The organism is Desulfosediminicola ganghwensis, assembly GCF_005116675.2.
Taxonomy (GTDB): Bacteria; Desulfobacterota; Desulfobulbia; order Desulfobulbales; family Desulfocapsaceae; genus Desulfopila; species Desulfopila ganghwensis.
This window is the reverse complement of record NZ_CP050699.1, coordinates 3,119,503-3,143,703: the sequence shown is the minus strand read 5'-3', so window position 1 is coordinate 3,143,703 and position 24,201 is coordinate 3,119,503. Positions and strand designations below refer to the sequence as shown.

The window sequence follows — 24,201 nt, the reverse complement described above, 5'->3', positions numbered from 1 at the left end:
TGTCTCGTGTTTATAAGTATCTCTTTTATTTGATAATGATTTCCAGTCAAAAATCAACACCTATATTCGTAACAGAATCTTCTCGCCCAGGTAGCATCGTTTCCGGTAATACTCTTTTCGGCCAATGATCACAGACGGGAATGAGACTACTTGCAACAATCTGTACTCTATCATTGTACGATATCAGCCATCGGTTCCTGATGAAAGTTTTGTTAAAGCCCTTTCTAGCGCGTCGCCAATAGCTTTGGCGTGTACTTTACCGGCAAAATGCACCGGACTCTTACCATAAATCGGATCCCAGCCGGCAGGATTAGCCGAACAGAAGAACTGGGACTCAATGCCCATCTTACGGGCAGCATCATCTATTGGTGTGCCAATCAATCGCAGGGCCGCTTCCCAGGTCGCAGCGCAGGACGCGCCACGTACCACATGAACCTCCGCTATTTTGTCATCCTCAACTTCCACTTCGTATTCAGGTGCACCGAAACGATCGCCATATTCGCCCAGACCATCCTGGCTGGGAAGGCCACATCAGGTGGGAGGGGTAAGCACCCATTTTGATACCAACTTCTTTCCTGAAGAGATAACCGGGATATTTTGCCGGTGACAGATCGCCACAAGGTCATGGGACAGGTCTTCGTGCTTAAGAAAATCGAGCACAAGGTCGGCAGCGATCACCTCTGGCAGGTAGTCACGCCCATCATCTATCACCGGCGGCAACGATTCGTCGATCGAGATGACTTCCAGCTCTATGACCTCTTTGGCATATTTCCTGATGCCGGCAATTTTTCTTTCTCCACTGCCGTGTTGCTGAAAAACTGTTATCTTTTGTTGTTTCCGGCCATCTATTCCAGCCCCTACCCTGTCAACCTCGCCCACATTGTCCTCCATATCGTTATCAATCAGATGTCAAGACGGACCCAACGGGTACAATACCGATTGGTGGTCTCTAGCATTTTTTTGCGATTCAACTGTGCATGGATAACTACCTGAAACTCACCATCGGGATCACGACAAATCACCATGCCCGAATCAAGTATTTCCAACATGTCGCCTTGTGATACCGAGATTACACCCTCTACTGACACAATATCAAGTTCATCATCCTGATACTGGTAATACGCCATTTGTGCCATGGCATGAAACTCATGTTTGATATTGGCTACTTCACCAACCGACATGGTTTTGATATATCCGGGTTCCGCCATAGCTTTCTCCGGAACCAGGATAACACTGCTGCATTCGCGAACATCGTTTGAATCGAATGTTACTTGAATAAAATCTTTACCCATTTATCCTCACCATACTTTTATTGCAGGCCTCCATAACAAGCTTTTACGCATCAAAAGATTCAAAAGTTTATTATACGTCCTTTCATTGTGTTTTCATCATTTTCTTTGCAAAACCGAACGATCATGGGACATAGAAGTTACTCAATCACCAGCATATCTTGCAATTCTCTTTCAGCTGATGATCATAATATCGCTGCGTTGTTAGATTTACGAGCCAACTCCCGAGACAATATCTTCCAACATGTGAGAATTCACCCACAACGCATCCCCCCTTCCCGATCGATTGCAAAATACCATCTCGAAATGGCCGGAACGAATCTCATCATTTTTTTGACGTGTGCCACCCATAAACAGAATTGAAAAATAGTGTTTCAATCCAAATAGGTTGCAGCACTATCCATGACCATTTCATGCAGCCACACCACCCCTCGCGCTGCACAATAGCGAACAATTCGCACAATCGTGCAGCAGGATTTCCCGTCACCACCTGTGCCTTCATTAACCATTTCAAACCGGGGGGTTAAGGACCATACACAGCTCAAAGCTTCCCTCCTCGATCATTTATCTAAAATGCTTTGAAAAAAGTTGCTAACAAGGGTCAAATGAGCTAGTCTGCGGATTGTTCCAATTGAGTATTTGAGGCGGTCCCCCAACCGGAACCGCACCTATATATGGCACCTGAATTATTACCAAAGCCCGGCTTATCACCCTTATAAATATCCATTTAGAAGGAATTCAGATTATGGCTGACACGGCAATAAAGATTAAAGGAAAAGCCGAAAGTTCTTTTTTGGACGACATCAAAAAGCTGTTGCCCGACGGCAACCTCAGCCTATGTCTCACCTGTGGACTCTGCTCCTCGGGTTGTCCTGCCTCCGGTCTCGAGGGCATGGACCCCAGAAAGTTCTTACGAATGCTGGTACTCGGCATGGACGAAGAAGTGTTAAAGTCCGACTGGCCGTGGATGTGTACCATGTGTCAACGCTGCGTTTATGTATGCCCTATGCAGATTGACATTCCCCAGATGATTTTCAACATTCGGGCATTACGCCCTCGCGACGAGCGTCCCAAAGGTATCCGGGGTTCATGCGACGTTGCGGTTAAAAGCGAATCCAAAACCGCAATGGGAACACCCACTGAAGATTTCATCTTCGTGGTCAACGATGTACTTGAAGAGTACCGTGAGTCCCAGCCTGAATTTGCCGACATGGAAGCCCCTATAGATAAGGAGGGTGCCGAATTTTTCCTGAACCAGAACTCCAGAGAGCCTATGACCGAGCCGGACGAAATGGTCCCGCTCTGGAAAATTCTTCATCTGGCCGGAGCGAACTGGACCTACAGCTCCACTGCCTGGGGCGGCGAAAACTACTGTCTGTTCCTTGCCGACAATGAAAACTGGGAACATATCGTCAGGGCCAAGGCCGAGAGGGCGGACGCCTTAAGGTGCAAGACGTATCTCAATACAGAGTGAGGTCACGTGACCTTCGCAGTCCGGGCCGGACTGAAAAAATTCAACATCGACCATAACTTCGACGTAAAAAACATCTACGAATATTACGGCAAGTGGATCAGGGAAGGCAAGCTCAAGCCCAACTCAGACTGGAACAAGGAACTCGGTATCAAGTTCACTATTCAGGACCCCTGCCAGATCGTTCGTAAAAGTTTTGGTGACGCTATAGCCGACGAATTCCGCTATGCCATCAAGGCGGTCGTTGGTGAAGAAAACGTTGTCGAAATGTATCCCAACAAGTCGAATAACTATTGCTGCGGCGGCGGTGGTGGTTTCCTCCAGTCCGGGTTCAAGGACCAGAGACTCGAATATGGCCGCATCAAAGACGAGCAGATTAAGGCTACAGGCGCACAATACTGCATCGCCGGCTGCCATAACTGCCATGCCCAGATCCATGAACTCTCCCACCATTTCGGCGGGAATTACGGAGTCGTACACTTCTGGACATTGCTAGCTCTCTCACTGGGCATTCTTGGTCCTAATGAGCGTGCCTATCTTGAAGACGATTTGAGGGATGTCAACGTGTTCCACCCTGAAACCGCATTTTAGGGTGGGACCCAAAGAGCAGAATAGAACCTTCAGGAGGTTGTCTTCAGGCGCTACCAGGCCATCCTGAAGTTTTGCAGCTAACCGTAGAACTTATCACAACATAACTAGGTTTTAGTATGCAACTCACGAAACAGCAGATCGACTATTGCATGGAGTGCGGGGTATGTACAGGTAGCTGTCCTGTCAGCTACGACCTCCCCGGTTTCTCGCCAAGGCAAATGATAAAAAGAACCCTGGTGGAGCCAGACGGAGATATACTGAAGTCGAAAGATATCTGGGCATGTCTGAGTTGTTCGCGTTGTAGCGACCGCTGTCCGGTGGGGATCGACTTCCCTGAATTTATCAGAACCTACCGCGAAAAAGCCATAGCAGCCGGCAACCTTCCCCGCGAAAGCCACCACGGCGTGTTCCAGACCCTCACTACTCTGCAGTCCGGCGACCTCAAGCAAAATCGCATAAGCTGGGCCGAAGAGAGCGGCAAAATTCAGGAGAAAGGCGATTACTTTTTCTTCGTTGGTTGCCTGCCCTATCAGGATGTTGTTTTCAAATACCTCGATCTGCAGATGATCGATAGCGCCAAATCCATCCTGAAAGTTCTGAACAAAATGGGAATTGAGCCGGTTGTCAGCAATAATGAACGTTGCTGTGGCCACGACGCCTTCTGGAGTGGTAACGAGCAACTCTTTGCCAAACTCGCTAAAAAGAATGTGGAGACTATCAAGGCCTCCGGCGCGAAAACGGTTATCTTCTCCTGCCCTGAAGGATATTCAATCTTCATGGAAAGCTACCCGGCCATTGTCGGCGAACTCCCCTTCGAGATCATTCACATCTCTGAATTTTTAGCCAGGGAACTGCCCAAAGCCGATGTCTCCTTCAACCCTTCCGGTAATGGCTCCGTAACGTACCACGATCCATGCCGCCTCGGACGCAGAGCAGGCATATATGAAGAACCACGCAGCCTGCTCGGCCTCATCCCTGACTCCGATCTCAGAGAGATGGAAAACAACAGGGAGAATGCCGTCTGCTGCGGAACCACAGCCTGGATGGAGTGTTCTTCATGCTCCAAAACCATGCAGATAAAACGACTGCAGGAGGCCGAGAGAGCAGGTGCCGGCACCATTATCACCGCCTGTCCAAAGTGCCAGATACATCTCTCCTGCGCGAAATCGAATACGGATATCGATGTAGAGGTAAAGGATCTTTACTCCTACCTTTCAGAGAACATAGAATTGGAGAAATGAGATGAGCTCAACAAATCCTCAGAATGTTCAAGGCTCTGTAGTCGTTGTCGGCAGCGGTATCGCCGGAATGCAGACAGCTCTCGACCTCGCGGATTCAGGTTTTTATGTATATCTGGTAGAAAAATCCGCCTCCATTGGCGGGGTAATGGCTCAGCTGGACAAGACCTTCCCCACCAATGACTGTGCGATGTGAGTAATCTCACCGAAACTGGTCGAGGTCGGCCGGCACCTGAACATAGAGCTTAAAACCTTATCTGAAATCACCTCTCTCAAAGGCGAAGCAGGGAACTTTGAGGTGGAACTTGTCGAACACCCCCGTTACGTGGATATGGACAAGTGCATCGCCTGTGGAGAGTGCGCGGTAAAATGTCCCAAGAAAGTCAGCGACCCCTTTAACGCAGATTTAGCCAAGAGAAAGGCGATTTACGTCGATAACCCACAGGCTGTACCACTTAAATATGCCATCGACGCTGACACCTGTATTTATTTCAAGAAAGGCAAGTGCGGATTTTGCGCCAAGGTCTGCCCAACCGGAGCCGTAGATTTCGATCAGAAAGAGATCACTACAGTTCTCAACGTCGGCTCTGTAATCCTGGCACCAGGCTTTGCCGCGTTCGACCCCTCCGATCTTGACAACTATCAGTACAGCAACTACGCCAACGTCATCACATCCATGGAGATGGAGCGTATCCTCAGTGCCACCGGCCCATACCAGGGGCATCTGGTTCGCCCTTCAGATGGTGAGGAACCCAAGAAAATCGCCTGGCTGCAGTGTATAGGCTCACGGGACATCAATCGCTGTGATCATGGCTACTGTTCTTCAGTCTGCTGCATGTACGCTGTAAAAGAAGCTGTTATCGCCAAAGAACATGCGCCGAACGACCTGGACACCGCCATATTCTACATGGATATGCGGACCTACGGCAAAGATTTCGAAGCCTATTACGATCGTGCCCGTGAAGAACAGGGGGTGCGCTTCGTCAGAACCAGAGTCCACTCCATCGTCGAGGACCGAGAGACTAAAAGCCTGCAGCTTCGCTACGTCGATGACGCCGGTACCACCCATGAAGAAGTATTCGACATGGTAGTGCTCTCCGTCGGCATGGAGACCCCAAAAGAGGTCATCGACCTGGCCGGCACACTTGATATCAAACTGAACTCCGACAACTTTGCCGCAACCGATTGTTTTTCCCCGGTCAAAACGTCACGCCAGGGAGTGTACGTCTGCGGCGCCTTTCAGGAGCCCAAGGATATTCCCTACTCCGTTATGGAGGCGAGCGCAGCCGCCTGCTGGGCCGAGGCTGATCTGGCCAAAGCGCGTGGTGCTCTCACCAAAACCAAGGAGTACCCGGCAGAAAAGGATATCACCACCGAGGAAGCGAAAATCGGTGTATTTGTCTGTAATTGCGGAACCAACATCGGCGGTATAGTCGATGTGCCTGCAGTGGCCGAGATGGCCAGGAGCCTGCCTGGAGTCAGCTACGTCGAAGAAAATCTCTTCACCTGCAGTCAGGACAGCCAGATGAAGATCAAAGAGGTAATAGAAAAAGAAGGGCTCAACCGGGTCGTCGTCGCCGCCTGTACTCCCAGAACCCATGAAGAACTCTTTCAGGAAACCATGCGTGATGCCGGCCTGAACAAGTACCTGTTTGAGATGGCCAACATCCGCAACCAATGCTCCTGGGTTCACAGCGACGACAAAGAAGCCGCAACGCAGAAAGCCAAAGACCTGGTTCGCATGTCTGTAGCCCGAACCAGACTCATCACTTCCTTGAGCCAACCCACAATCGGTGTTGATCGAAGCGCTCTTGTTATCGGCGGCGGCATTGCCGGTATGACTTCTGCCTTGGGCCTTGCCGACCAGGGCTTTCAGGTACATCTGGTCGAAGAGCAAAAAGAGCTTGGCGGTAACGCCAGGGTCCTCGGTAAAACCTGGCAAGGCGAATCGATTCAGGAAAAGCTGGCCGATATGGTCAAAGGGATTGAAGATCATCCTGGCGTAACTGTCCATCCTGAAACCACGATTAAATCCGCTTCCGGCTTTATCGGCAACTTTGAAACCACTATAAACCAGAACGGTACAGAGCAACAACTCAACCACGGCGCGGTCATCATAGCCACAGGTGCCGTCGAGAGCGTACCGACCGAATATCTCTATGGTCAGGACGACCGCGTCATGACCCATCTGGATCTTGATCGTGCTCTGGGTGAAGGTGGCAATGATACAATCGCCAAAGCTGGCTCTATCGCCTTTATACAGTGCGTAGGTTCTCGCGAACCCGGGCACCCCTACTGTTCAAAGGTGTGCTGCACCCATTCCATAAAGTCTGCGATCAATTTCAAAGATACCAACCCGGACCGTGATGTCTTTGTCATGTACCGGGATATACGTACCTACGGCCGACGAGAGACATTGTACAAAGAAGCGAGGGAAAAAGGCGTCATTTTTATCCGCTACGATCTGGACGGTAAACCCAGGGTGGCTGCCACCGATGACGGACTTGCCATCACCGTTAAAGATCACGTGATAGGGCTTGATATTGAACTTGGAGTCGACCTGCTGGTTCTCGCTGCTGCCATTGAACCTCGTAACAACGAACCACTGGCCCAGATGTTCAAGCTCTCCTGCAACAGTGATAACTTCTTTAATGAGGCCCATGCCAAGCTGCGCCCGGTAGAGTTCGCCACCGCTGGTATCTTTTTAGCAGGCATGGCCCACTATCCGAAGCCAATAGAGGAATCCATCGCCCAGGCGGCCGCAGCCGCATCTCGTGCAGCGGTGACTCTCTCTAAAGACAGTTTAACCGTTGAAGGCGTGGTCTCCTATGTACAGGAATTCATGTGCCGCGGTTGTGGCGAATGCGAGACAGCCTGCCCGTTCAATGCGATCAGCGTCATTGAAAACGCAGATGGAGTTAAAGTCGCAAATGTTCAGGAAGCCCTCTGTAAAGGTTGCGGCATGTGCGCCGTTGCCTGCCCCACCGGAGCCGCCTCTGTACGCCACTTTGGCGATGAAGAAGTTCTGACTATGGTTGAAACGGCGTTTGACAGATAACCACATTGTAAGGAAGAAAAAATGTCCGTGGAATTTACACCGAATATACTGGTCTTTGCCTGTAACTGGTGCGCCTATTCGGCGGCGGATCTGGCCGGTGTCAGCCGGTTTCAGTATCCCCCCACCCTCAGGATCGTACGCGTGATGTGTTCAGGAAGGATTAATCCGAACTTCATCCTCGAAGGCTTTAAAAATGGTGCCGACGGCGTCCTTGTGGCTGGCTGACACATCGGTGACTGCCATTACCTGGACGGTAATGTAAAAGCGGAGAAAATGTTCGGATCAGCAAAACAGCTTGCCGAAATACTCGGTATCGACCCAAGGCGGGTACGACTCGAATGGATCTCTTCAGCCGAAGGAACCAAGTTCGCCGAGGTCGCTACAAAGTTCTCGCAAGAAATCGAGTCCCTTGGGCCTCTGGCAATAGAAGAAGCAGCATAGAGCCGCAGGAGTCCACGGGTGGGGAATTGATGTCTTTCACCATTCAGGCAGGAGATTTTTCGAGACTCCAAGCCGTTTAGCAGAATTAGCGGAGCCATACACAATATATTGCGAGCAGTTATTTTGCTCGATAATGAAGAGTTGGGAAAAAGAGCTTAATACAACAGGCTCCTACCCATAATACAGGAGGTCGATAGTGAACAAGGACATGCTTGTTATTGGTGGCGGTATCGCAGGCATACAGTCATCATTGGATCTGGCCGAAATGGGCTTCAAGGTTTACCTTGTCGAAACCCTGCCAAGTATCGGCGGGAAAATGGCCCAGCTCGACAAGACCTTCCCTACCAATGACTGCGCCATCTGAATCCTCTCGCCTAAGATGCTGGATGTCGGTCGACATCCCAATGTAGAGTTGATGGCATACAGTGACGTTGAAGAAGTTTCCGGCAGCGCTGGCTGCTTCAAGGTCAAGGTGCGTAAGAAAGCCCGCTACGTCGACGCCGACAAGTGTACCGGCTGCGGAGCCTGCACCGAGAAATGCCCGACAGATGTGCCTGATCTTTATAATGAGAAGCACTCCACCAGAAAGGCCATCTACAGCTGGTTTGCCCAGGGTATTCCCTCCACCCACGCCATAGATACCGACCACTGTCGTGTCTTCAATGGCAAAAAGTGCGGAATCTGCCAGAAAAAATGTGAAGCAAACGCGATTGATTTTGAGCAGAAAGATGAGGTTGTAACACTCGATATCGGCGCAATTATCAGCTCAGTCGGATACGACATTTTCGACCCTTCGCAAATCCCGGAATACAGGTATCGCGATCTGCCCAACGTGATAACAGCCATGGAGTTCGAGCGTTTCTTGAGCGCCAGCGGACCGACCCACGGACATTTGGATCGCCCGTCAGATATCGCTGTAACCAACAAAATCGCTGAACTTGAAAAACTCGAAGGCCGCGGTGCCAGGGGCTTGACTCGTTTCGAAGACAAGCACGGCAAAAGCTCTGCCGATTTTTACGCTGAATATCAGCAAAACGGTTCAGGCGGAGATGACAATCTTGACCAGTGGGCAGCTAAATATATTGAGCATCAGGCCCTGACAGCCGAACTGAAAGACTTGCAAGAACGTGCTGCAAACTTTACCACAGCCAAGAAACTCGCCTTCATCCAGTGCGTAGGCTCACGCGACCTTCGCTTCTATCCCTTCTGCTCCGGCTATTGCTGCATGCACTCTATTAAAGAGGCAATTATCGCCCATGAGCACGACAATGATACCACCTCTGTGATCTTCGGCATGGATATACGGGCGGTCGGTAAGGGATTTGAAGAGTACAAAGTACGCGGCAGCAATAACTCGAACATCACCTATAAGCGCAGCCGTGTAGCAGAAATTGTCAGAGGTGCCAACGACAATCCGGTACTTGTCTACGAAGACACCCAGGAACAGAAAGTCAAGCGTGAGGAATTCGACATGGTTGTCCTGGCCACTGCCTGTGCGCCTACCAGTGGCATGAAAGATCTGGCCGGTATACTCGATATCAAACTCAACAAGTTCGGCTTTTTCAAAACCAGCCGTAACAGCCCGCTTGATACCACCAAAGAAGGTATTTTTGTCTGCGGCTGTGCCCATTCGCCAATGGATATCCCTGAATCGGTAGCTCAGGCATCAAGCGCTGCCTCTCGCGCCGTGCAGGCTGTAACTACGGAAAAACTCCTCAAGGTATCTTGATAAAGGTATACATCGACATGGATAAGAAGAGTACAAACAAAAAAGAGAGTTTGCGGGTCGGGGTATTTATCTGCGATTGCGGATCCAACATCGCCGGACATCTCGACTGCACATCGGTAACCGAATATGCAGCGACTCTTCCCGGTGTGGTTTATACCAAGGAAAACCTCTACACTTGCTCAGAGTCCGGCATTGTCGAAATTCAAAAGGCAATTAAGGACCATGAACTGAACCGGGTCGTGGTTGCTTCCTGCTCACCCCGAACACACCACCCGTTGTTTTCCTCCTCTTGTGAGGAAGCCGGTATGAATCCATATCTCTTCGAGATGGTCAACATTCGTGATCAATGCTCCTGGGTACATATGGGCCAACGTGATATCGCCACCAGCAAAGCCAAGGATCTGGTGAGAATGGGTGTGGCGAAAAGTACCACCCTCGAACCTCAAGACGATATCGAGTCTGATCTGAACCGTAAAGTACTCATAATCGGCGGAGGTATTGCTGGATTATCTGCCTCAGAGGCATTGGCAGGAATGGGTCTTGAGGTCGTGCTGGTGGAAAAGCAGGAGAGATTTGGAGGGTTGATGAACGACCTTCACCTGCTTGACGATGGAGAATCATCTGAGGCCACCATCGGTGCCCTTGCTGAAAAAGTAACAGCAATTCCTGCAGTCACCTCATACACCAGCGCGACCATCGAGAAAATCGAAGGTTACATCGGAAATTACTCTGTTGCCATAAACAGTGGTAATGGCCCGGTAGAAGCCACTGTTGGTTGTATTGTTGTGGCCACTGGGGCCGTACCGCTTATCGAGAATGGTCTTCTGGGCCATAACGGCGATAATGTGATTACCCAGTATGAACTGGAACAAAGACTCAAAAAGGACAGCTTCAACGCGACCTCTATTGTCATGATCCAGTGTGCAGGCAGCAGAAATGAAGAGCGTGAATATTGCTCCCGCATCTGCTGCCTCACCGCGGTTAAAAACGCCATGCACATCAAACGGCAATACCCCCTTGCCAATGTTCATGTACTCTACCGCGATATGCAGATGTACGGCGACGTGAAAGAACAGATGCTCTGGGATGCCAGGGGTATGGGAATACATTTCCACGTGTTTGACGGTCAGTCCATTCCAGAGGTTTCAGGAGACAAGGTTACCTTCGATCAGGCCGTTCTCGGTACCCCGAAAGAGATTAAATCTGATCTGGTTGTCCTTTCAACCCCGCTTATTGCCAGAGAAGATTCTACCGATGTCGCCAGCCTGATGCGCGTGCCGACCGATAAAAACGGCTTCTTTTTAGAAGCCCATGCAAAACTTCGCCCCTTAGACTTTGCCGCTGACGGCATCTTTGTCTGCGGCAGCGCCCGTTATCCCGCAACCTCTGTGGAGGCGAGGACCCAGGGACTCGGTGTTGCTTCCAGGGTGGGAGCTATCCTCTTTAAGGATAAATTGGTAAAAAGCGCAATTGTGGCTGAGATCTCAGAAGAAACCTGTGTCGGTTGTATGGGCTGTATAAGTGTCTGCCCTTATGATGCGATTACCTTTAACAGCAAAACAGCCATCTGTGAAGTGACAGAGATTCTCTGTAAAGGTTGTGGCAACTGCGCCTCAACCTGCCCTTCTCACAGCGCTGTGTTACGGGGATATCGGCCTGAACAGTTACTGGCACAGATACGAGCAATTTAATGTAGATCCCGGAAATGTGTTTGCATTCAACGGATTGGATACACCTTTGTTAATGCACTAACCCGGATTTCTGATGACCATTGTGGTAATTAGTACGAACACAATCTCAATAAGAAATGCGAGATAACCACTCACGAAAAAAGGAACCAACAAATGAGTAACGATATTTTCGAACCGAAAATTGTTTGCTTTTTATGTACTTGGTGAGCATACGCCGCTGCTGACCTGGCTGGGGTCAGTCGATTGCAGTACCCGGCAAATGTTCGTACCGTCCGGGTTATGTGCAGTGGAAGCGTGTCTCCGCACCATATACTTCTTGCTTTTCAAAAGGGAGTAGACGGTGTCTTTGTCGGCGGATGACACCTCGGCGAATGCAATTACCTGTATGGTAATTATTCCACCAAGAAACGAGTATCAGTCCTGCAGGAAGTCATGAATTTCAGCGGCATCGATCAGCGCCGACTGAAAGCGAGCTGGATTTCCTCTGCAGAAGCACCTGAACTTGTCCATGAATTCAACACCTTCATTGAAGAATTGCGCGAACTTGGCCCTTCACCTCTGAAAAAAGATTATCGAGGTGATGTGGTTGAAGCCATTGCGGAAGGGTGAGGATATGATTGAAGCTATTAAGGATAAAGTTAAAGAGTTGCTGGACTCCGGCGAGATCAAGGGCTTTCTCGGGCTCGCCCGAAAAAACGGCCATATCGCGCCGCATCTCTACCAGAATATCGACGAGCTTGAAATGCTCGACCTGGGAAACAGAAATGGAGCCGGAGATGCCAGATATCCTTTAACTAAATATCTGACGAACATTCACAAGGCCTACCCCGAAGATACTTTTGGTATCCTCGTCAGGGGTTGTGACGACAGGGCACTGACCACACTTTACACCTGGAATCAACTGCGTCCCGACAAGGTTGTCACCGTCGGTATCCCCTGCCCCCAGGAGTTGGCCGATGCATGTGAATGCGCAACGCCTTTTCCTGCCGAAATTGTTGCAGGAGAAGCTGCAGAAGGTCGCGAGTCCACATCGGTGAATGAGGTCGAGAATCTGGTGCTCACAGATCGGTTCTCTTTCTGGATGGATGAATTTGTTAAATGCATCAAGTGTTACGGCTGCTCGAACGTCTGCCCGATGTGTTTCTGCAATGACTGCAGTCTCAAGTGTGATGAACTGGTAAAAAGTGGCCAATTGCCACCTGAAATTCCGGTCTTTCACCACACCAGAGCCATGCACATGGTCGGCAGGTGTATAGATTGCGGTCTCTGCGAAGAGGCCTGTCCGTCTAATATACCGCTGAGGACGCTGTACAAGAAGGTGAACAGTATCCTGGATCAGCAGTTCGATTTTCAAACAGGTACGCGGCGCGGACAGAGATCACCGCTCAACATGATCGACAAGTAGTAGCTGAAAGTTACTAAATATTGCTGAATTCAACGTGCGGTATCAGGGCACGAGAAGAGACACGAAGAGTAAGGAGCGATTATGGATTACAGGACAGTGCTGACAACGTGCACATACTGTGGCTGTGGCTGTAACTTTTTCCTGGAAGTGCTTGATGGTGATCCAATTGGCACTATCCCTTGTAAAACGAGCCCCGTCAATCAGGGTAAACTCTGCATCAAGGGATGGAATGTACATGAGTTTGTCCGAAACGATAAACGGCTTACCGCACCTCTGGTTCGAAAAAACGGCAAACTTGAAGAAGTAAGCTGGGATGAAGCTCTTGATTTCGCGGCTACCAGGCTGAAAGAGATTAAAGAAGCCAACGGCCCGGACAGTATAGGCTTCCTCACCTCCGCCAAGGTCACCAACGAAGAGAACTATCTGTTGCAGAAATTCGCCAGAGCTGCCATCGGCACCAATAGCGTCGATCACTGCGCACGACTCTGACACTCCTCCACCGTGGCAGGTCTTGCCGCATCTTTCGGTAGTGGAGCGATGACTAACTCAATGGAAGAACTGGAGCACTCCGATTGTATTTTCATTATCGGCTCCAACACCTCTGTAGCACATCCACTGGTCGCTACCCGGATTTTCAGGGCCAAGAAAAATGGCGCCAAAGTCATTGTCTTAGACCCGCGCAAGGTACACATTTCTGAAATTGCAGATGTTTACGCCAGTCAGAAGATGGGAACCGATGTGGCCTTGCTCAATGGTATCATGCACGTCATTCTCAAAAACAACTGGCATGATCAAAGCTATATCGACGACCAGACCGAAGAATTTGAGGCCTGCAAAAAGGTAATCGAATCCTTCACCGAAGAGATGGCCGCTGAAATTTGCGGCATCGATGCCGAGACCATCCGGCAGATTGCAGAGTATTACGGAACAGCGAAAACAGCTTCAATAGTGTACTGCATGGGTATCACCCAGCACACTACCGGCGTGGACAACGTCAAGTCTTTGGCCAACCTTGCCATGCTCACCGGTAATCTCGGCAAAGAATCCTGCGGTGTCAATCCACTCCGTGGCCAGAACAACGTTCAGGGTGCCTGTGATATGGGCGGCCTGCCCAACGTCTTTACGGCATACCAACCAGTAACCAGCCCTGAAGCCAGAGAAAAATTTGCCAAGGCCTGGAATGTTGACCAGATGCCGGACAAGATTGGTCTCACAATTCCGGCGATGCTGGAAGGTTTGGAAGATGGTTCGGTCAAGTCACTCTATATCATGGGCGAAAACCCTGTGGTCAGTGATCCGGATGTCAATCATGTCAAAAAGGCCTTTGATAAATGTGAGCTGATGATAGTCCAGGACATTTTCCTGACTGCCACCGCTGAAATGGCAGATGTGGTTCTGCCAGGTGTCTCCTTTGCCGAAAAAGACGGCACCTTCTCCAACACCGAACGTCGCGTAACCCGCGTTCGCCAGGCTGTTGAACCACGAGGCGAGGCTCGTCAGGATTGGCAGATCATCCAGGACCTCTCAACCAGGTTCGGCTACACAATGGATTACGCCAACCCGGAAGAGATCTTCAGTGAGATGACCACCCTCACTCCATCTTATGGCGGCATTAGTTATGAGAGGCTTGAAGGTGAAGGACTGCAGTGGCCATGCCCTACTCCAGATCACCCAGGCACCAGATACCTGCATAAAGGCAAGATCGCCCGCGGCAAAGGCTTGTTCCACGGTATTGACTTCAAGCCACCTGCCGAAATCGTTGACGATGAATACCCATTCTGGTTCTCAACAGGCCGTGTCTTTGCACATTATCACACTGGCACCATGACCAGAAACTCGCCGACTCTTGATGCTGAGATTAAGGAGGGTTTTCTCGAGATAAGTCAGAATGATGCGTTGAAACTCAATGTTAAGGATGGTGATACCGTCACTGTTTCTTCAAGGCGCGGCAGTGTCGATATCAGGGCTGAGATCACCAAACGAGTGGAAGACGGCTCAGTTTTTATGCCTTTCCACTTTATTGAAAGTTGCGCCAATATCCTGACCAACCCTGCACATGATCCGATTTGTAAGATTCCTGAATTGAAGGTTTGTGCCGTGAACGTTGAGAAGGCAGCGTAACCCAGACAACAATAAAACGTATCTTTCCAAGGGATTAGAACAGGCGATTATGTCCTGTTCTAATCCCATTTTTTATGCCATGCTGCCGATTAATCAGCCATCTGCTACCCAGATAGTTGGTGGTTGCCCCCGCTAACCTTGGAGGCCATTTCGGACACTCTTCACTCATAGCCTAAGGCATCTAAAATTTTAGCATCGAGTCGACGGTTCTTGCCTTGGTAAGGGTGACAGTGAATGTGGATAGCTGGATTAAAATTCATCTCTATAATGGCGTAGTTCTCTTGCCTTGCTTCCTGAGTAATATCCAGAATCATCATATCCAGCCCGGTGATTCTTACCTTCAGAGCCTGTGCGGCCTTGATAGCGATTTCCTTATATGTTTCATGAATATCTTCTGTGAAATCGAGACTATCTCCGCCGGTGCTGATGTTGGAGTTTTCCCTCAAAAATACTTTTTTTCCCGCGTCAGGTATGGATTCAAAATTCAATCCCTGTGCTTGAAGAAAGATTTCTTCCGCCTCACCGGTCGCTATTTTTTCAAGTGGTGTTGTGTAGCCTTTCCCTCTGAGTGGATCCTGATTTTTACGTTCCACCAATCCTCTGATAGTTGATTTGCCGTCACCTGTAACATTGGCTGGGACACGGTGGAGAATCCCTACCACCTGATCGTTGATGATAAAGAACCTATACTCCTTTCCTTTGATAAACTCTTCAATGAGTATGGTACGGTCTTCAGCGAAGGCAAACTCGATCGCTCTCCGAAATATTTTTTCGTCGTTATTTTCTTTTATAATGCTAATTCCCAGGCCAAAATTGGTGGATTTCGGCTTAATGACGATTGCTTTATCTTTAAAAAGTTCAAAATCTGATTGAGCATCATTTCCCCTCTGGTACTCCTCCCCTTCCGGAGTTCGGATGCCTGCCCGATCAAGCACCTTTTTCGTCATCACCTTATTTTCCATAAGAAGGATAGAGACATAATTATCCAGGGAGGTCCGTGTCGCCTGCATCACGTACTCGATGTGGTCGCCTTGAGCGAGCTTTATGAAATTCTCCTGCCGATCCATCACCTCGATCTCAATACCCCGAAGAATTGCTTCCCGCATAATCAACTGGGTGGACAACTCCAAATCTTCAAATCCATGAAAATTATAATTTTTTCTCTTACTGTCCTGCAGATCCTGCCTTGCCCTGTTGATATGCCACTCAACAAAATCCGCCCCTTTTAATGCCTCTTTCAGCCTGTGTGGAATTCGTGTTTCTGGATTAAACACGTTCTCTTCCAATTGCTCCAGGCCCGGGAGATAGGGTTCCGGCAAAATGCTCCTCACATACTGTACAATCTGTTCATATACCTTTCGGATTGCCTGTTCCAGCGGGATCTCGTTTTGCTCATCATCAATGATAGTTGCACTGTCTGAATAGCCATAGCAGGCCACAACATCCTGATTGGTCTGCGACCTGAGCTGCTTTTCGTAGTCAAAGAGTTCTTTCTCTGGTAAGAGCAAAGCGTAAACCATATATATATGGACCAACTGAGCGTGGGCGTGACTCAGCCCCGTCTTTTCAAAGGGATTTATATCAAGCAATCGTACTTCCAGATAATCCACATGGCTGCTGCCTGGAAAACTCTTCAAGCGGATGGTAGCATAGTTTTCCCTCTCCGAAATGATGTCACCCGCTTCTATGTGCTCCTGCAGGGATCGCTTATACGCTTCATAGCTATCGTAATTCAAGTTAAGCAGCCTGGTATTGCGATAACCAATGATTGAATTCCGAATAGACGTTGCCTTCCCGAGGCAATCCCGGTTCTGCTCTCCGAAGCTTTCATGAAGATCGGGGCTCGTGCCAAGCATAGCCACCAGAAACCAGCGATGTCTTTTAAAATTCCGTAGTGTTCGCAGGTAAATTGCATCCTTGAACTCACTATAAGAGATTTCATCAGGACTCATTTTCTGATAGATCAGCTTTAATGTTTTTTCGGCAAATGAGAAATTGTAATGAATTCCTGAAATGAGCTGCTTTTTCTTCCCATACTGTTCGGCAAGATATTTGCGGTATACATTATGATCCTGAGCCTTATCCCCGAACTCTGCTATTGGAATATCCTCATCTTCCGGCAATATAGGAGGCGCACTCTGGGGCCAGAGCAGTTCATCTTCTAAATTCGTCGCGACAATATCATGAAGAGTTTCGAGAAAACCTAATGCATCAGACAGACAGGGCAGCGGCGGTGTGATCATCTCAACCTGGCTTTCGCTGAAGTCGGTGGTGATGTAAGGATGATTCAATTTATCTCCAAACACCGAAGGATGAGGAGTCAACGCCAAGTGGCCGTTGGGCTTTACCCTGACATTTTCCTTTTCAAATCCGAAATCAGCATCAAACAATCTTTCAGAAGCGGCTTGTTTCAAGGCTTGATCTAACATGTAGTGTTTTGGTGTCATGATGTTTTATTTATCAGTGGTCTGGTCTACGGAGGAGAAGCTCTTCCAAAGGAATATATTCATCCTTTATCTTATGATAAGCCAGGGTGATAAAGGCACAACGTAATAGGGTGCTGATAAGGATGGTATACCAGATGCCGTCAAGCCCCAGTGAGTCGATGCTGGAAAGCCATAAAGCCAAAGGGACGCGAATTGTAGTAAAGATGACATTGATGAGTGACGGAATTTTAGTTTTACCTATCCCGTTCATCACACCGGATGTCACCATTTCGACACACATAAAACACTGTGACAGACCTATAATTTTTAGATAACTCGCGCCCATTATTAAAACGTCAGGGTCATCAACAAACCACCGCACCATCGATTCTGCAAATATAAGAAAGAGCGTGGTCATTGTCCCGCCGATGATCAGGGCAATACCAATGCCGATACGATATCCTTCGCGAACCCGGTCCATTGCACTGCTACCAAAATTCTGACCGGTAAACGATACAATAGCACCGGTCATACCACCCATGGTCATAAAGGTCATGGCCTCAAGCTGCAGGCCGATTTTCTGGGCCGCGATGGCATCACTTCCCCAATTGGCAACAATTCTGGCAATGACGATACCGACCAGGGTAAATAAAATGCGCTGTGTGGATGGCGGAAATCCTATCCGGCAAATTGCACCGATTTCACGAAGGTTGATTTTCCCAAAATGTATCGGACCGATGAAAGGGACCCCACATTTAACCCAGAATAACGAGGCGCTTACCACCTGTGCTATTACCGTCGCTAAAGCCGCCCCTTTTACTCCCAGCCCGAATCCAAAAATGAGGATGGGATCAAGGATGATATTCAACACCACACCGGTCAATGTGATAAGAAAAGGTATTTTCGAATTGCCGCGCCCGTGGCTTATGCTGTTAAAGAGCTGGGAGGAAAAATGAAAAACCAACCCTATTGAGACAACTTGCAGGTAGTCATGCGCCAGTGATTCCGTAACCAAATCATTAAGGCGGAAAAATCCGATAAACTGCTTGTGAAACAACAATACGATGATGGTCAGCAACACGGTGGCAACTAAGGTTCCCGTAAGTGCATTGAATGCAATGGATTCCGCCCGTTGCTCATTTTTTTGACCAATGGCATGGGAAACCCTGATGGTCGTACCCACCAGCAGGATGGAGATAATTGCCCATGCTAGATGGAGAAGAAAACCAGATGTTCCAAGAGCGGCAACCGCCTCGCTACCAAGCCTTCCCACCCAGAGCATGTCGGTAAAATTGTAGGCAAACTGTAAAAATGCAGCGCCGATAATCGGTAAAGCCAGGGTGATGATGTTTCTTGCAATCGGTCCTGTCGTTAAATCTCTATTCATAATGGTGTCTGACTAAACTCGTTTTGAGTGCTGATCTGCTGTATCTAGACAAATACGTAACCAACAGCAGCTCAAAGACTGGGGAAAGGGTTTTAATTTTGCCAACTAAACCCTAAACAGACCGCCATTATTTTTGGTTAATCAATCATACCATCAACACAATCAGCGCCCATCAAATAGATAGGTTAACATCTCCTCCAGCACCGATAACCATACCTGGTATGCATATTCGCTTTCTACCAGCTGGGTTCTCTGACTACAACGTGATTTCAACTATAATCATTCAATATTTCTGCAAAACCTTTTGACAGAATTTCTTTTCAGTCTATATAATTTTTCTATGAATCGATTATGGCTGACGAGTATTAATCATCACTCACCTAAAACGAGGAAAACGAGGGTTTTCAAAATTTTGTGTCAGCTGATGAAAACTGATATAGTCGACGACGCAAGGGAATTGTCAGTGGTGAAATGAGGGCCGGAGCTCCAGCTATCGGAGCCCCGGCAAGAGTGGGTTATTTCCTGATGAGTTATGGAGCTTCCTCGGCATCCTCAAGGCCTACGGCAAAGGGGCGCATCATTTCATTATCTTCATGTTCGACGATGTGACAATGCCAGACATACAGGCCTTCGATATCAAACAGGGCCTTGATCCTGGTAATTTCCCCTGGATAGGCGATAACCGTGTCCTTGAAACCGCTCTCCCATGGCTGCACGCTACCGTTAGGACTTGGATCTCCATTAAAAAGGGTCCTGCCAACCACCTCAAATCGCACCAGATGCAGATGGATCGGATGAGCGTCAGCTGTAAAGTTGTAGATCTCCCATACCTCTGTATCATAGGGATCCCGATTTTCGGTGACATAAACCATCGCCTCATCACCGCTTTCAAGCGGGACAACCTTCTCAACACCAGCAGAGCTGTCGGTCCATTTAAGGGAAACCTTCCAGGGGTAAAATTGCCATTGGGCAGCTCGGCCATCCTCTTTTCCCGGGAAAAACTTCGGACAAAAGGACCCGTCGCTTTCCCCCCGGCCTCACGGCTGGTTCGGCTTTTTCTGGAGCAAACTAACATCGAAAACACGCTGTATCACAAAACCAGCATGGATAAGACTATTATGACAAAGTGGTACTTTGAGTCAAGGGGTCGTCATTCATTTACAACACATAAATAGGCACATAACGAGATTGTTTTGATACAGCTACTGAACAAAATTCAACTTTTGCATCTCTTTTTGTAGTTCATTTTTTCACCAGGCGATCCCAAGTTCTATCTTTGCCCCCAGAAGCTGCCATTGGGCACCCAGGTTCTTTCAGCCAGGTATCAACCCCCGTGAGCTATTTTAATAAGAGTCTGTCCCGAGTGGTGCTAGTTTCAATCAATCAGGCAATCAATCGTGGGCTGACTGCCCCCTTTTAAACGGAACCTCTCAAGAAGTATCAATCAATTATCAAGGGGTAACCATTCTTTATCCTTAAACAATGGGCCGCTCCCAAATAAGTTCGTCATCCTTATAAACTTGCCTGATTCGGTGGAGAAGTATCATGTGCAATTCGGTTGAATCATCTAACACTTAGAGAAAGAAGTGGTTGCTCGACTCAAAGCAGACCTATTTTATAGGAACAATTACTATCTTTGCTTCTATTCGGTCGTAATAACCAATCTTAAAGTCATGTTTGGCGTATTGAGTATCCCAGCGTATACGAGCCAACAGTTTGTGGATCGGTATCATTTTCGCTTCTCCTGTTCCTGTTTCAGGAAAGGCAATGTTTCTGGGTTAACATCAAAGAACACTTAGCATAGCTGGAATCAACAAGGGACAGACTGAACTTCCCAGTTTTAACGGAGTTTGAGAAGGTTGTCCTGATTCGTAAACGCGCCCTTGGGCATAGTCAGCTTGGGAAGCTGACTATGCACCACTTCCATGGTATTTGTGGTATAGATGCTCCGTCGTGTCTCTTCCAGGTATTTGAAGTATTGGCTCAGTCTTTGCCAAATGTTACGCTACGATCTGATAACAGTAGGATAATTGCCGTCCCACTTCTCCTCCAGGTTATCAAGCCCCACCTCAGCGACATCCTTGGTTCCTGCCTGGTCTGGTAGGCCCACTTCAGATCAGCCATGAACTCTTTATGATTCCTGGAGGGAGCATGTTTGAGTGAGTTGCGGATTTGATGGACGATCCTGAGCTGCACTTCCGTTTCTGGGAAGATCTCCTCTATTGCCTCAGGAAAGCCTCTCAACCATCTATGCAAGCGATAAAATATCATTGATTCCCCCAGGTTTGAGAGATCCGTGAGCACCTACAGCCAGAAATTAGTTCCCTCATTCTCAGAGATGTACAAACCAGGTACATCCTTTTAACCTTCGAGGGTAACACCCAGGATAGTGTAAACAGTCTCAAGTGGTCTGCCTTGCCAAGGTTTTACTGTAGCTATGGATCCTGCGCTGAACATTCCGGTTACAACGCCAATGCCGTACATTTTCTTAATATGGGATGAGATGTCCTTGTAGCTCATGCCGAGGCCATACAACGCGAGAATTTTCTGCTGCACTTCATCGCAGATGGTGGTTTGATTTTTCTTCACCATCTGGGGGGAGAGACTACATCCCGGTCTCTGGGAATGTTCAGATCAAAGCTGCAATTCAACGATTTTATGTTCTTTCTTCTTTTACCGTTTTTCTGGTTTCCTGTTACTTTCTGGCCATAATGGAAGTCCATCTCAGTTTCAGGAGCGGCTTCAGCAAGTTGCTTGATTAAGGGGTAAGAATTTAGATTTTCAGGTAATAATTGATGATTATTGCATTGATCGGATACAGTCAGTCTAGGATTTCCTGTTTTTCCGTATTCTGCTGGACTAGCGGAGTTTCCTTACAATCTTTAAAGAACACATTACATGGTAACTGGAAACTCAATTTGGCGTTCATAATGCTTTTTGCTTCCATCCCCTCAATAACTTTACAATCGATTGATTTAACTGTGTCACGTACCGTTACAGTTGCCGAACTGCAGCCCAGTACTAAAACAGCATCATACTGTTTTGCTTCTTTTAATAATTTCTTGCGTGTTCCCAAAGACCACATACACATAAACCACTGGTGATAAAAAGTGCAGCCAAATACCTTCGATTTCACACCATTTTCTGTTAGCAGGGCCTGGATCGTGTTAAGATATTGTTCGAAAGGTTGAGACTTGAACAAACTCTTGAATAATTCCATAAAAGGCTTCTTCTCTCGTACAGCAATGGTTGCTGCAGGACACATTCTACAAGGAACGATTAGGGCAGAACGTAATCCTTTAACTTCAGAAATGAAATCCGTATCTTCGAAATGAATTGGCATTTACAGTCCCTCCTATTGCTGACTTTTTTGACTAAAAGTAAACAAAAGAAATATCAGGCGCATACTATTAGTTAATAGTTCCGTATACTTCCTCGTTTATACATAGTTGCGCTTGAGACGACCGAGTTCATCATAGATTCTCAGTTCCTCCTCATGGGAATATCCAAGCATCTTATGCCTGTAGTATCCCCTCAGATTCCCTCACCAATCTCTTCTGGGGATTTTTTTTCTCGGCGAAGCTGGATGAAACCATTACCCATTTAGCTGATCTCCATCTATATGCGGCATATGGTCTTTCGCAATTATACTCATAGATGAACGCATTCAGCTTTCTATGCTGTGCTCGTAAATTAAAGCCGGCTGGTCTGGTCGCTCCGCCTTTTAAGTCCCTGTGAATCCTTTCATAACGCCCATTCTGTTCAAATTTGGCCTAAGTCTTAATAAATTATATCTAAACAAAACTCTAAGAGCCAGACCGATAAACTGTGATTCATTGTATGGCCTGAAACGCGACAAAGGGAGTTCCATTATGATTTGGTTTAGGCAGACCAAATTCCCGGAATACCATTATAAAATTCTTGCTGGGTCGGCTCAAGCCGCTCCCCATACATACCTTTCGCACTAAACACAAAACGACTATATGAGTCTGCTATGGTGAGAGGATGACAGGGATCATCATTGCCCATTTTGAACATCCCCTAAAAATCAGCACACCACACGTCATTGCAGTTTTTAGGGTCAAAAATCAGGCAAACGGTTTTAATTTTCGTCCTCTTTTTTTGTTTACTATCTGATTCTTACCTTTAATCTCCTGTTAAAGGTCGATTGTACGGAATTTATTTTTACAGGAGTCTTTCGCAGTATTTGTCCAAATAGTATCTCAACCCCATCGAGTTTCTTAAGGCAAAAAACAACTTATTTATTGTTCTATTTCTGTGGGAGTTTGTCTAGGATGATTAGATGGTTTGCGGAATTTCTAGAGTACCCAGACAAGACCTTTTTTTGAAAAGGTTCTATGTAGTAATAGCCTGTCGGTATTGAAACATTAAACTCTCAGCAGAGTTCGGAGAAGTTGAAATTGCCTGACATCCACTCTATGATAGATTCTAGCTTCTCATCCATCATCGTTGTTTCCTTCCAGGGCATGTTTTCCTCCTTTTTGTAGTGGAGAAAAACTTACCAGAAAGTGTAAACGATGTTATGACATTGTACCTTTCTATTGATAACGTGGAGTTCACCGGCTAGCTTCAGCGATTCCAGCGGAAAGCAGTGGAGCGAAGGTAAAACTTTTTGTTATGTTGATTTTATATATTAGTATCTAGCAAGGTGTAAACACCTCCGACCATGATGTGTTTTTCTTGTATCTTGGTCTTCTTGTCGATGTATTCTGTTATACCAGCTGCCGGTTTGGCTCCAACGATTAGAGCCTTAAAGTGTGTGTATAAATTTGCAAGAGGATAGTACCATTTTCCTTTTAGCGGAATAGAGTCAAGAATGAGCAACTGTCCATCAGGCTTTAGAATAGACAAAGCTTTATCTATTGCTTTTTGGTAGTTTGGTATTGCTGTAAGAGACAGACAGAAAATTACACAATCGGCTTTATTGACAGGTGAATACTGATACATGTCCATGCACTCGAAATTGACATTATTCCACCCATTCTTGGATTTATGAGTGTTTGCCAGCTCTATCATCTGGTCTGAAAAGTCTATACCAATTATTTGTGATGAAGGGTCTAATTTGTGTAGCAAACTTGGTACCACAGATCCAGGGCCACATCCAAGTTCTACCACTGTTGCTCCAGTTGGAACTCTGAGTCGTGCCGCTACTTCTCTATAAAGCCTTTTAGCTTGTCCAAGGCTCAAAATGAATGCAACGATATCATAAATAGAAGAAACAACATTATATTTGTTTTTATTTGATGCTTGACGTATATCCATTCTTGTATCTCCTATATTCGAATTCCGATTCACATAAACATAACGTGGAGATAACCGGCGCGGGTCACCGC

General features: G+C 47.6%; 17 protein-coding genes, 1 pseudogene and 1 riboswitch. Of the genes and pseudogenes, 9 read left to right on the top strand and 9 right to left on the bottom strand.

Annotated elements, in window-relative coordinates; genetic code table 11:
* Positions 1–183: 183 nt before the first annotated feature.
* Complete coding sequence (gene dfsP / locus FCL45_RS13330; protein WP_275942931.1) at positions 184–891, bottom strand: DUF166 family (seleno)protein DfsP; 708 nt, start codon at positions 889–891, stop codon at positions 184–186.
* A gap of 11 nt (positions 892–902) precedes the next feature.
* Positions 903–1,292, bottom strand: coding sequence for a hypothetical protein (locus FCL45_RS13325; protein WP_136795985.1), 390 nt, complete (start codon positions 1,290–1,292; stop codon positions 903–905).
* A 742-nt stretch (positions 1,293–2,034) separates the two neighbouring features.
* Between FCL45_RS13325 and FCL45_RS13320 the strand changes: the two genes are divergently transcribed.
* From FCL45_RS13320 to fdhF, 9 genes are all read left to right on the top strand, one after another.
* Complete coding sequence (locus tag FCL45_RS13320) at positions 2,035–3,351, top strand: (Fe-S)-binding protein (RefSeq protein WP_136795986.1); 1,317 nt, start codon at positions 2,035–2,037, stop codon at positions 3,349–3,351.
* A 116-nt stretch (positions 3,352–3,467) separates the two neighbouring features.
* Positions 3,468–4,592, top strand: coding sequence for a (Fe-S)-binding protein (locus FCL45_RS13315; RefSeq protein WP_136795987.1), 1,125 nt, complete (start codon positions 3,468–3,470; stop codon positions 4,590–4,592).
* A 1-nt stretch (position 4,593) separates the two neighbouring features.
* Positions 4,594–7,647, top strand: coding sequence for an FAD-dependent oxidoreductase (locus FCL45_RS13310; RefSeq protein WP_153305538.1), 3,054 nt, complete (start codon positions 4,594–4,596; stop codon positions 7,645–7,647).
* A 21-nt stretch (positions 7,648–7,668) separates the two neighbouring features.
* Positions 7,669–8,088 (top strand): hydrogenase iron-sulfur subunit, encoded by a 420-nt coding sequence (locus FCL45_RS13305; RefSeq protein ID WP_176360047.1) that lies wholly within the window; start codon positions 7,669–7,671, stop codon positions 8,086–8,088.
* Between the two features lie 196 nt (positions 8,089–8,284).
* Positions 8,285–9,817, top strand: a complete 1,533-nt coding sequence (locus FCL45_RS13295) for a 4Fe-4S binding protein (protein WP_420811218.1) — start codon at positions 8,285–8,287, stop codon at positions 9,815–9,817.
* Positions 9,818–9,834: 17 nt separating this feature from the next.
* Positions 9,835–11,508 carry a CoB--CoM heterodisulfide reductase iron-sulfur subunit A family protein gene (locus FCL45_RS13290; RefSeq protein ID WP_136795993.1) on the top strand — a complete coding sequence of 558 codons (1,674 nt, stop codon included), beginning with the start codon at positions 9,835–9,837 and terminating at the stop codon, positions 11,506–11,508.
* 153 nt (positions 11,509–11,661) lie between these two features.
* Complete coding sequence (locus tag FCL45_RS24585) at positions 11,662–12,117, top strand: hydrogenase iron-sulfur subunit (protein ID WP_267313990.1); 456 nt, start codon at positions 11,662–11,664, stop codon at positions 12,115–12,117.
* 4 nt (positions 12,118–12,121) lie between these two features.
* Entirely contained in the window at positions 12,122–12,913 is a 792-nt protein-coding gene (locus FCL45_RS13275; protein WP_136795996.1) for a 4Fe-4S binding protein, read from the top strand.
* 81 nt (positions 12,914–12,994) lie between these two features.
* On the top strand, positions 12,995–15,034 hold the full coding sequence (gene fdhF / locus FCL45_RS13270) for a formate dehydrogenase subunit alpha (RefSeq protein ID WP_136795997.1): 2,040 nt from the start codon (positions 12,995–12,997) through the stop codon (positions 15,032–15,034).
* Positions 15,035–15,195: 161 nt separating this feature from the next.
* Here fdhF and gshAB read toward each other — a convergent pair whose 3' ends face one another.
* From gshAB to FCL45_RS13225, 7 genes and pseudogenes are all read right to left on the bottom strand, one after another.
* Positions 15,196–17,463 (bottom strand): bifunctional glutamate--cysteine ligase GshA/glutathione synthetase GshB, encoded by a 2,268-nt coding sequence (gene gshAB / locus FCL45_RS13265; RefSeq protein ID WP_167495671.1) that lies wholly within the window; start codon positions 17,461–17,463, stop codon positions 15,196–15,198.
* 31 nt (positions 17,464–17,494) lie between these two features.
* On the bottom strand, positions 17,495–18,847 hold the full coding sequence (locus tag FCL45_RS13260) for an MATE family efflux transporter (RefSeq protein WP_136795999.1): 1,353 nt from the start codon (positions 18,845–18,847) through the stop codon (positions 17,495–17,497).
* A 530-nt stretch (positions 18,848–19,377) separates the two neighbouring features.
* On the bottom strand, positions 19,378–19,719 hold the full coding sequence (locus tag FCL45_RS13255) for a multicopper oxidase domain-containing protein (protein ID WP_136796000.1): 342 nt from the start codon (positions 19,717–19,719) through the stop codon (positions 19,378–19,380).
* 93 nt (positions 19,720–19,812) lie between these two features.
* Positions 19,813–19,910: riboswitch (cyclic di-GMP riboswitch) on the bottom strand.
* Positions 19,911–20,457: 547 nt separating this feature from the next.
* On the bottom strand, positions 20,458–20,580 hold the full coding sequence (locus FCL45_RS13250) for an RNA repair domain-containing protein (protein WP_167495672.1): 123 nt from the start codon (positions 20,578–20,580) through the stop codon (positions 20,458–20,460).
* Positions 20,581–20,830: 250 nt separating this feature from the next.
* Positions 20,831–21,442, bottom strand: a pseudogene (locus tag FCL45_RS25310) (transposase); the annotation flags it as partial.
* A gap of 226 nt (positions 21,443–21,668) precedes the next feature.
* Positions 21,669–22,190, bottom strand: coding sequence for a hypothetical protein (locus tag FCL45_RS13235; protein ID WP_136796004.1), 522 nt, complete (start codon positions 22,188–22,190; stop codon positions 21,669–21,671).
* Positions 22,191–23,494: 1,304 nt separating this feature from the next.
* On the bottom strand, positions 23,495–24,130 hold the full coding sequence (locus FCL45_RS13225) for a class I SAM-dependent methyltransferase (protein ID WP_136796005.1): 636 nt from the start codon (positions 24,128–24,130) through the stop codon (positions 23,495–23,497).
* Positions 24,131–24,201 lie beyond the last annotated feature (71 nt).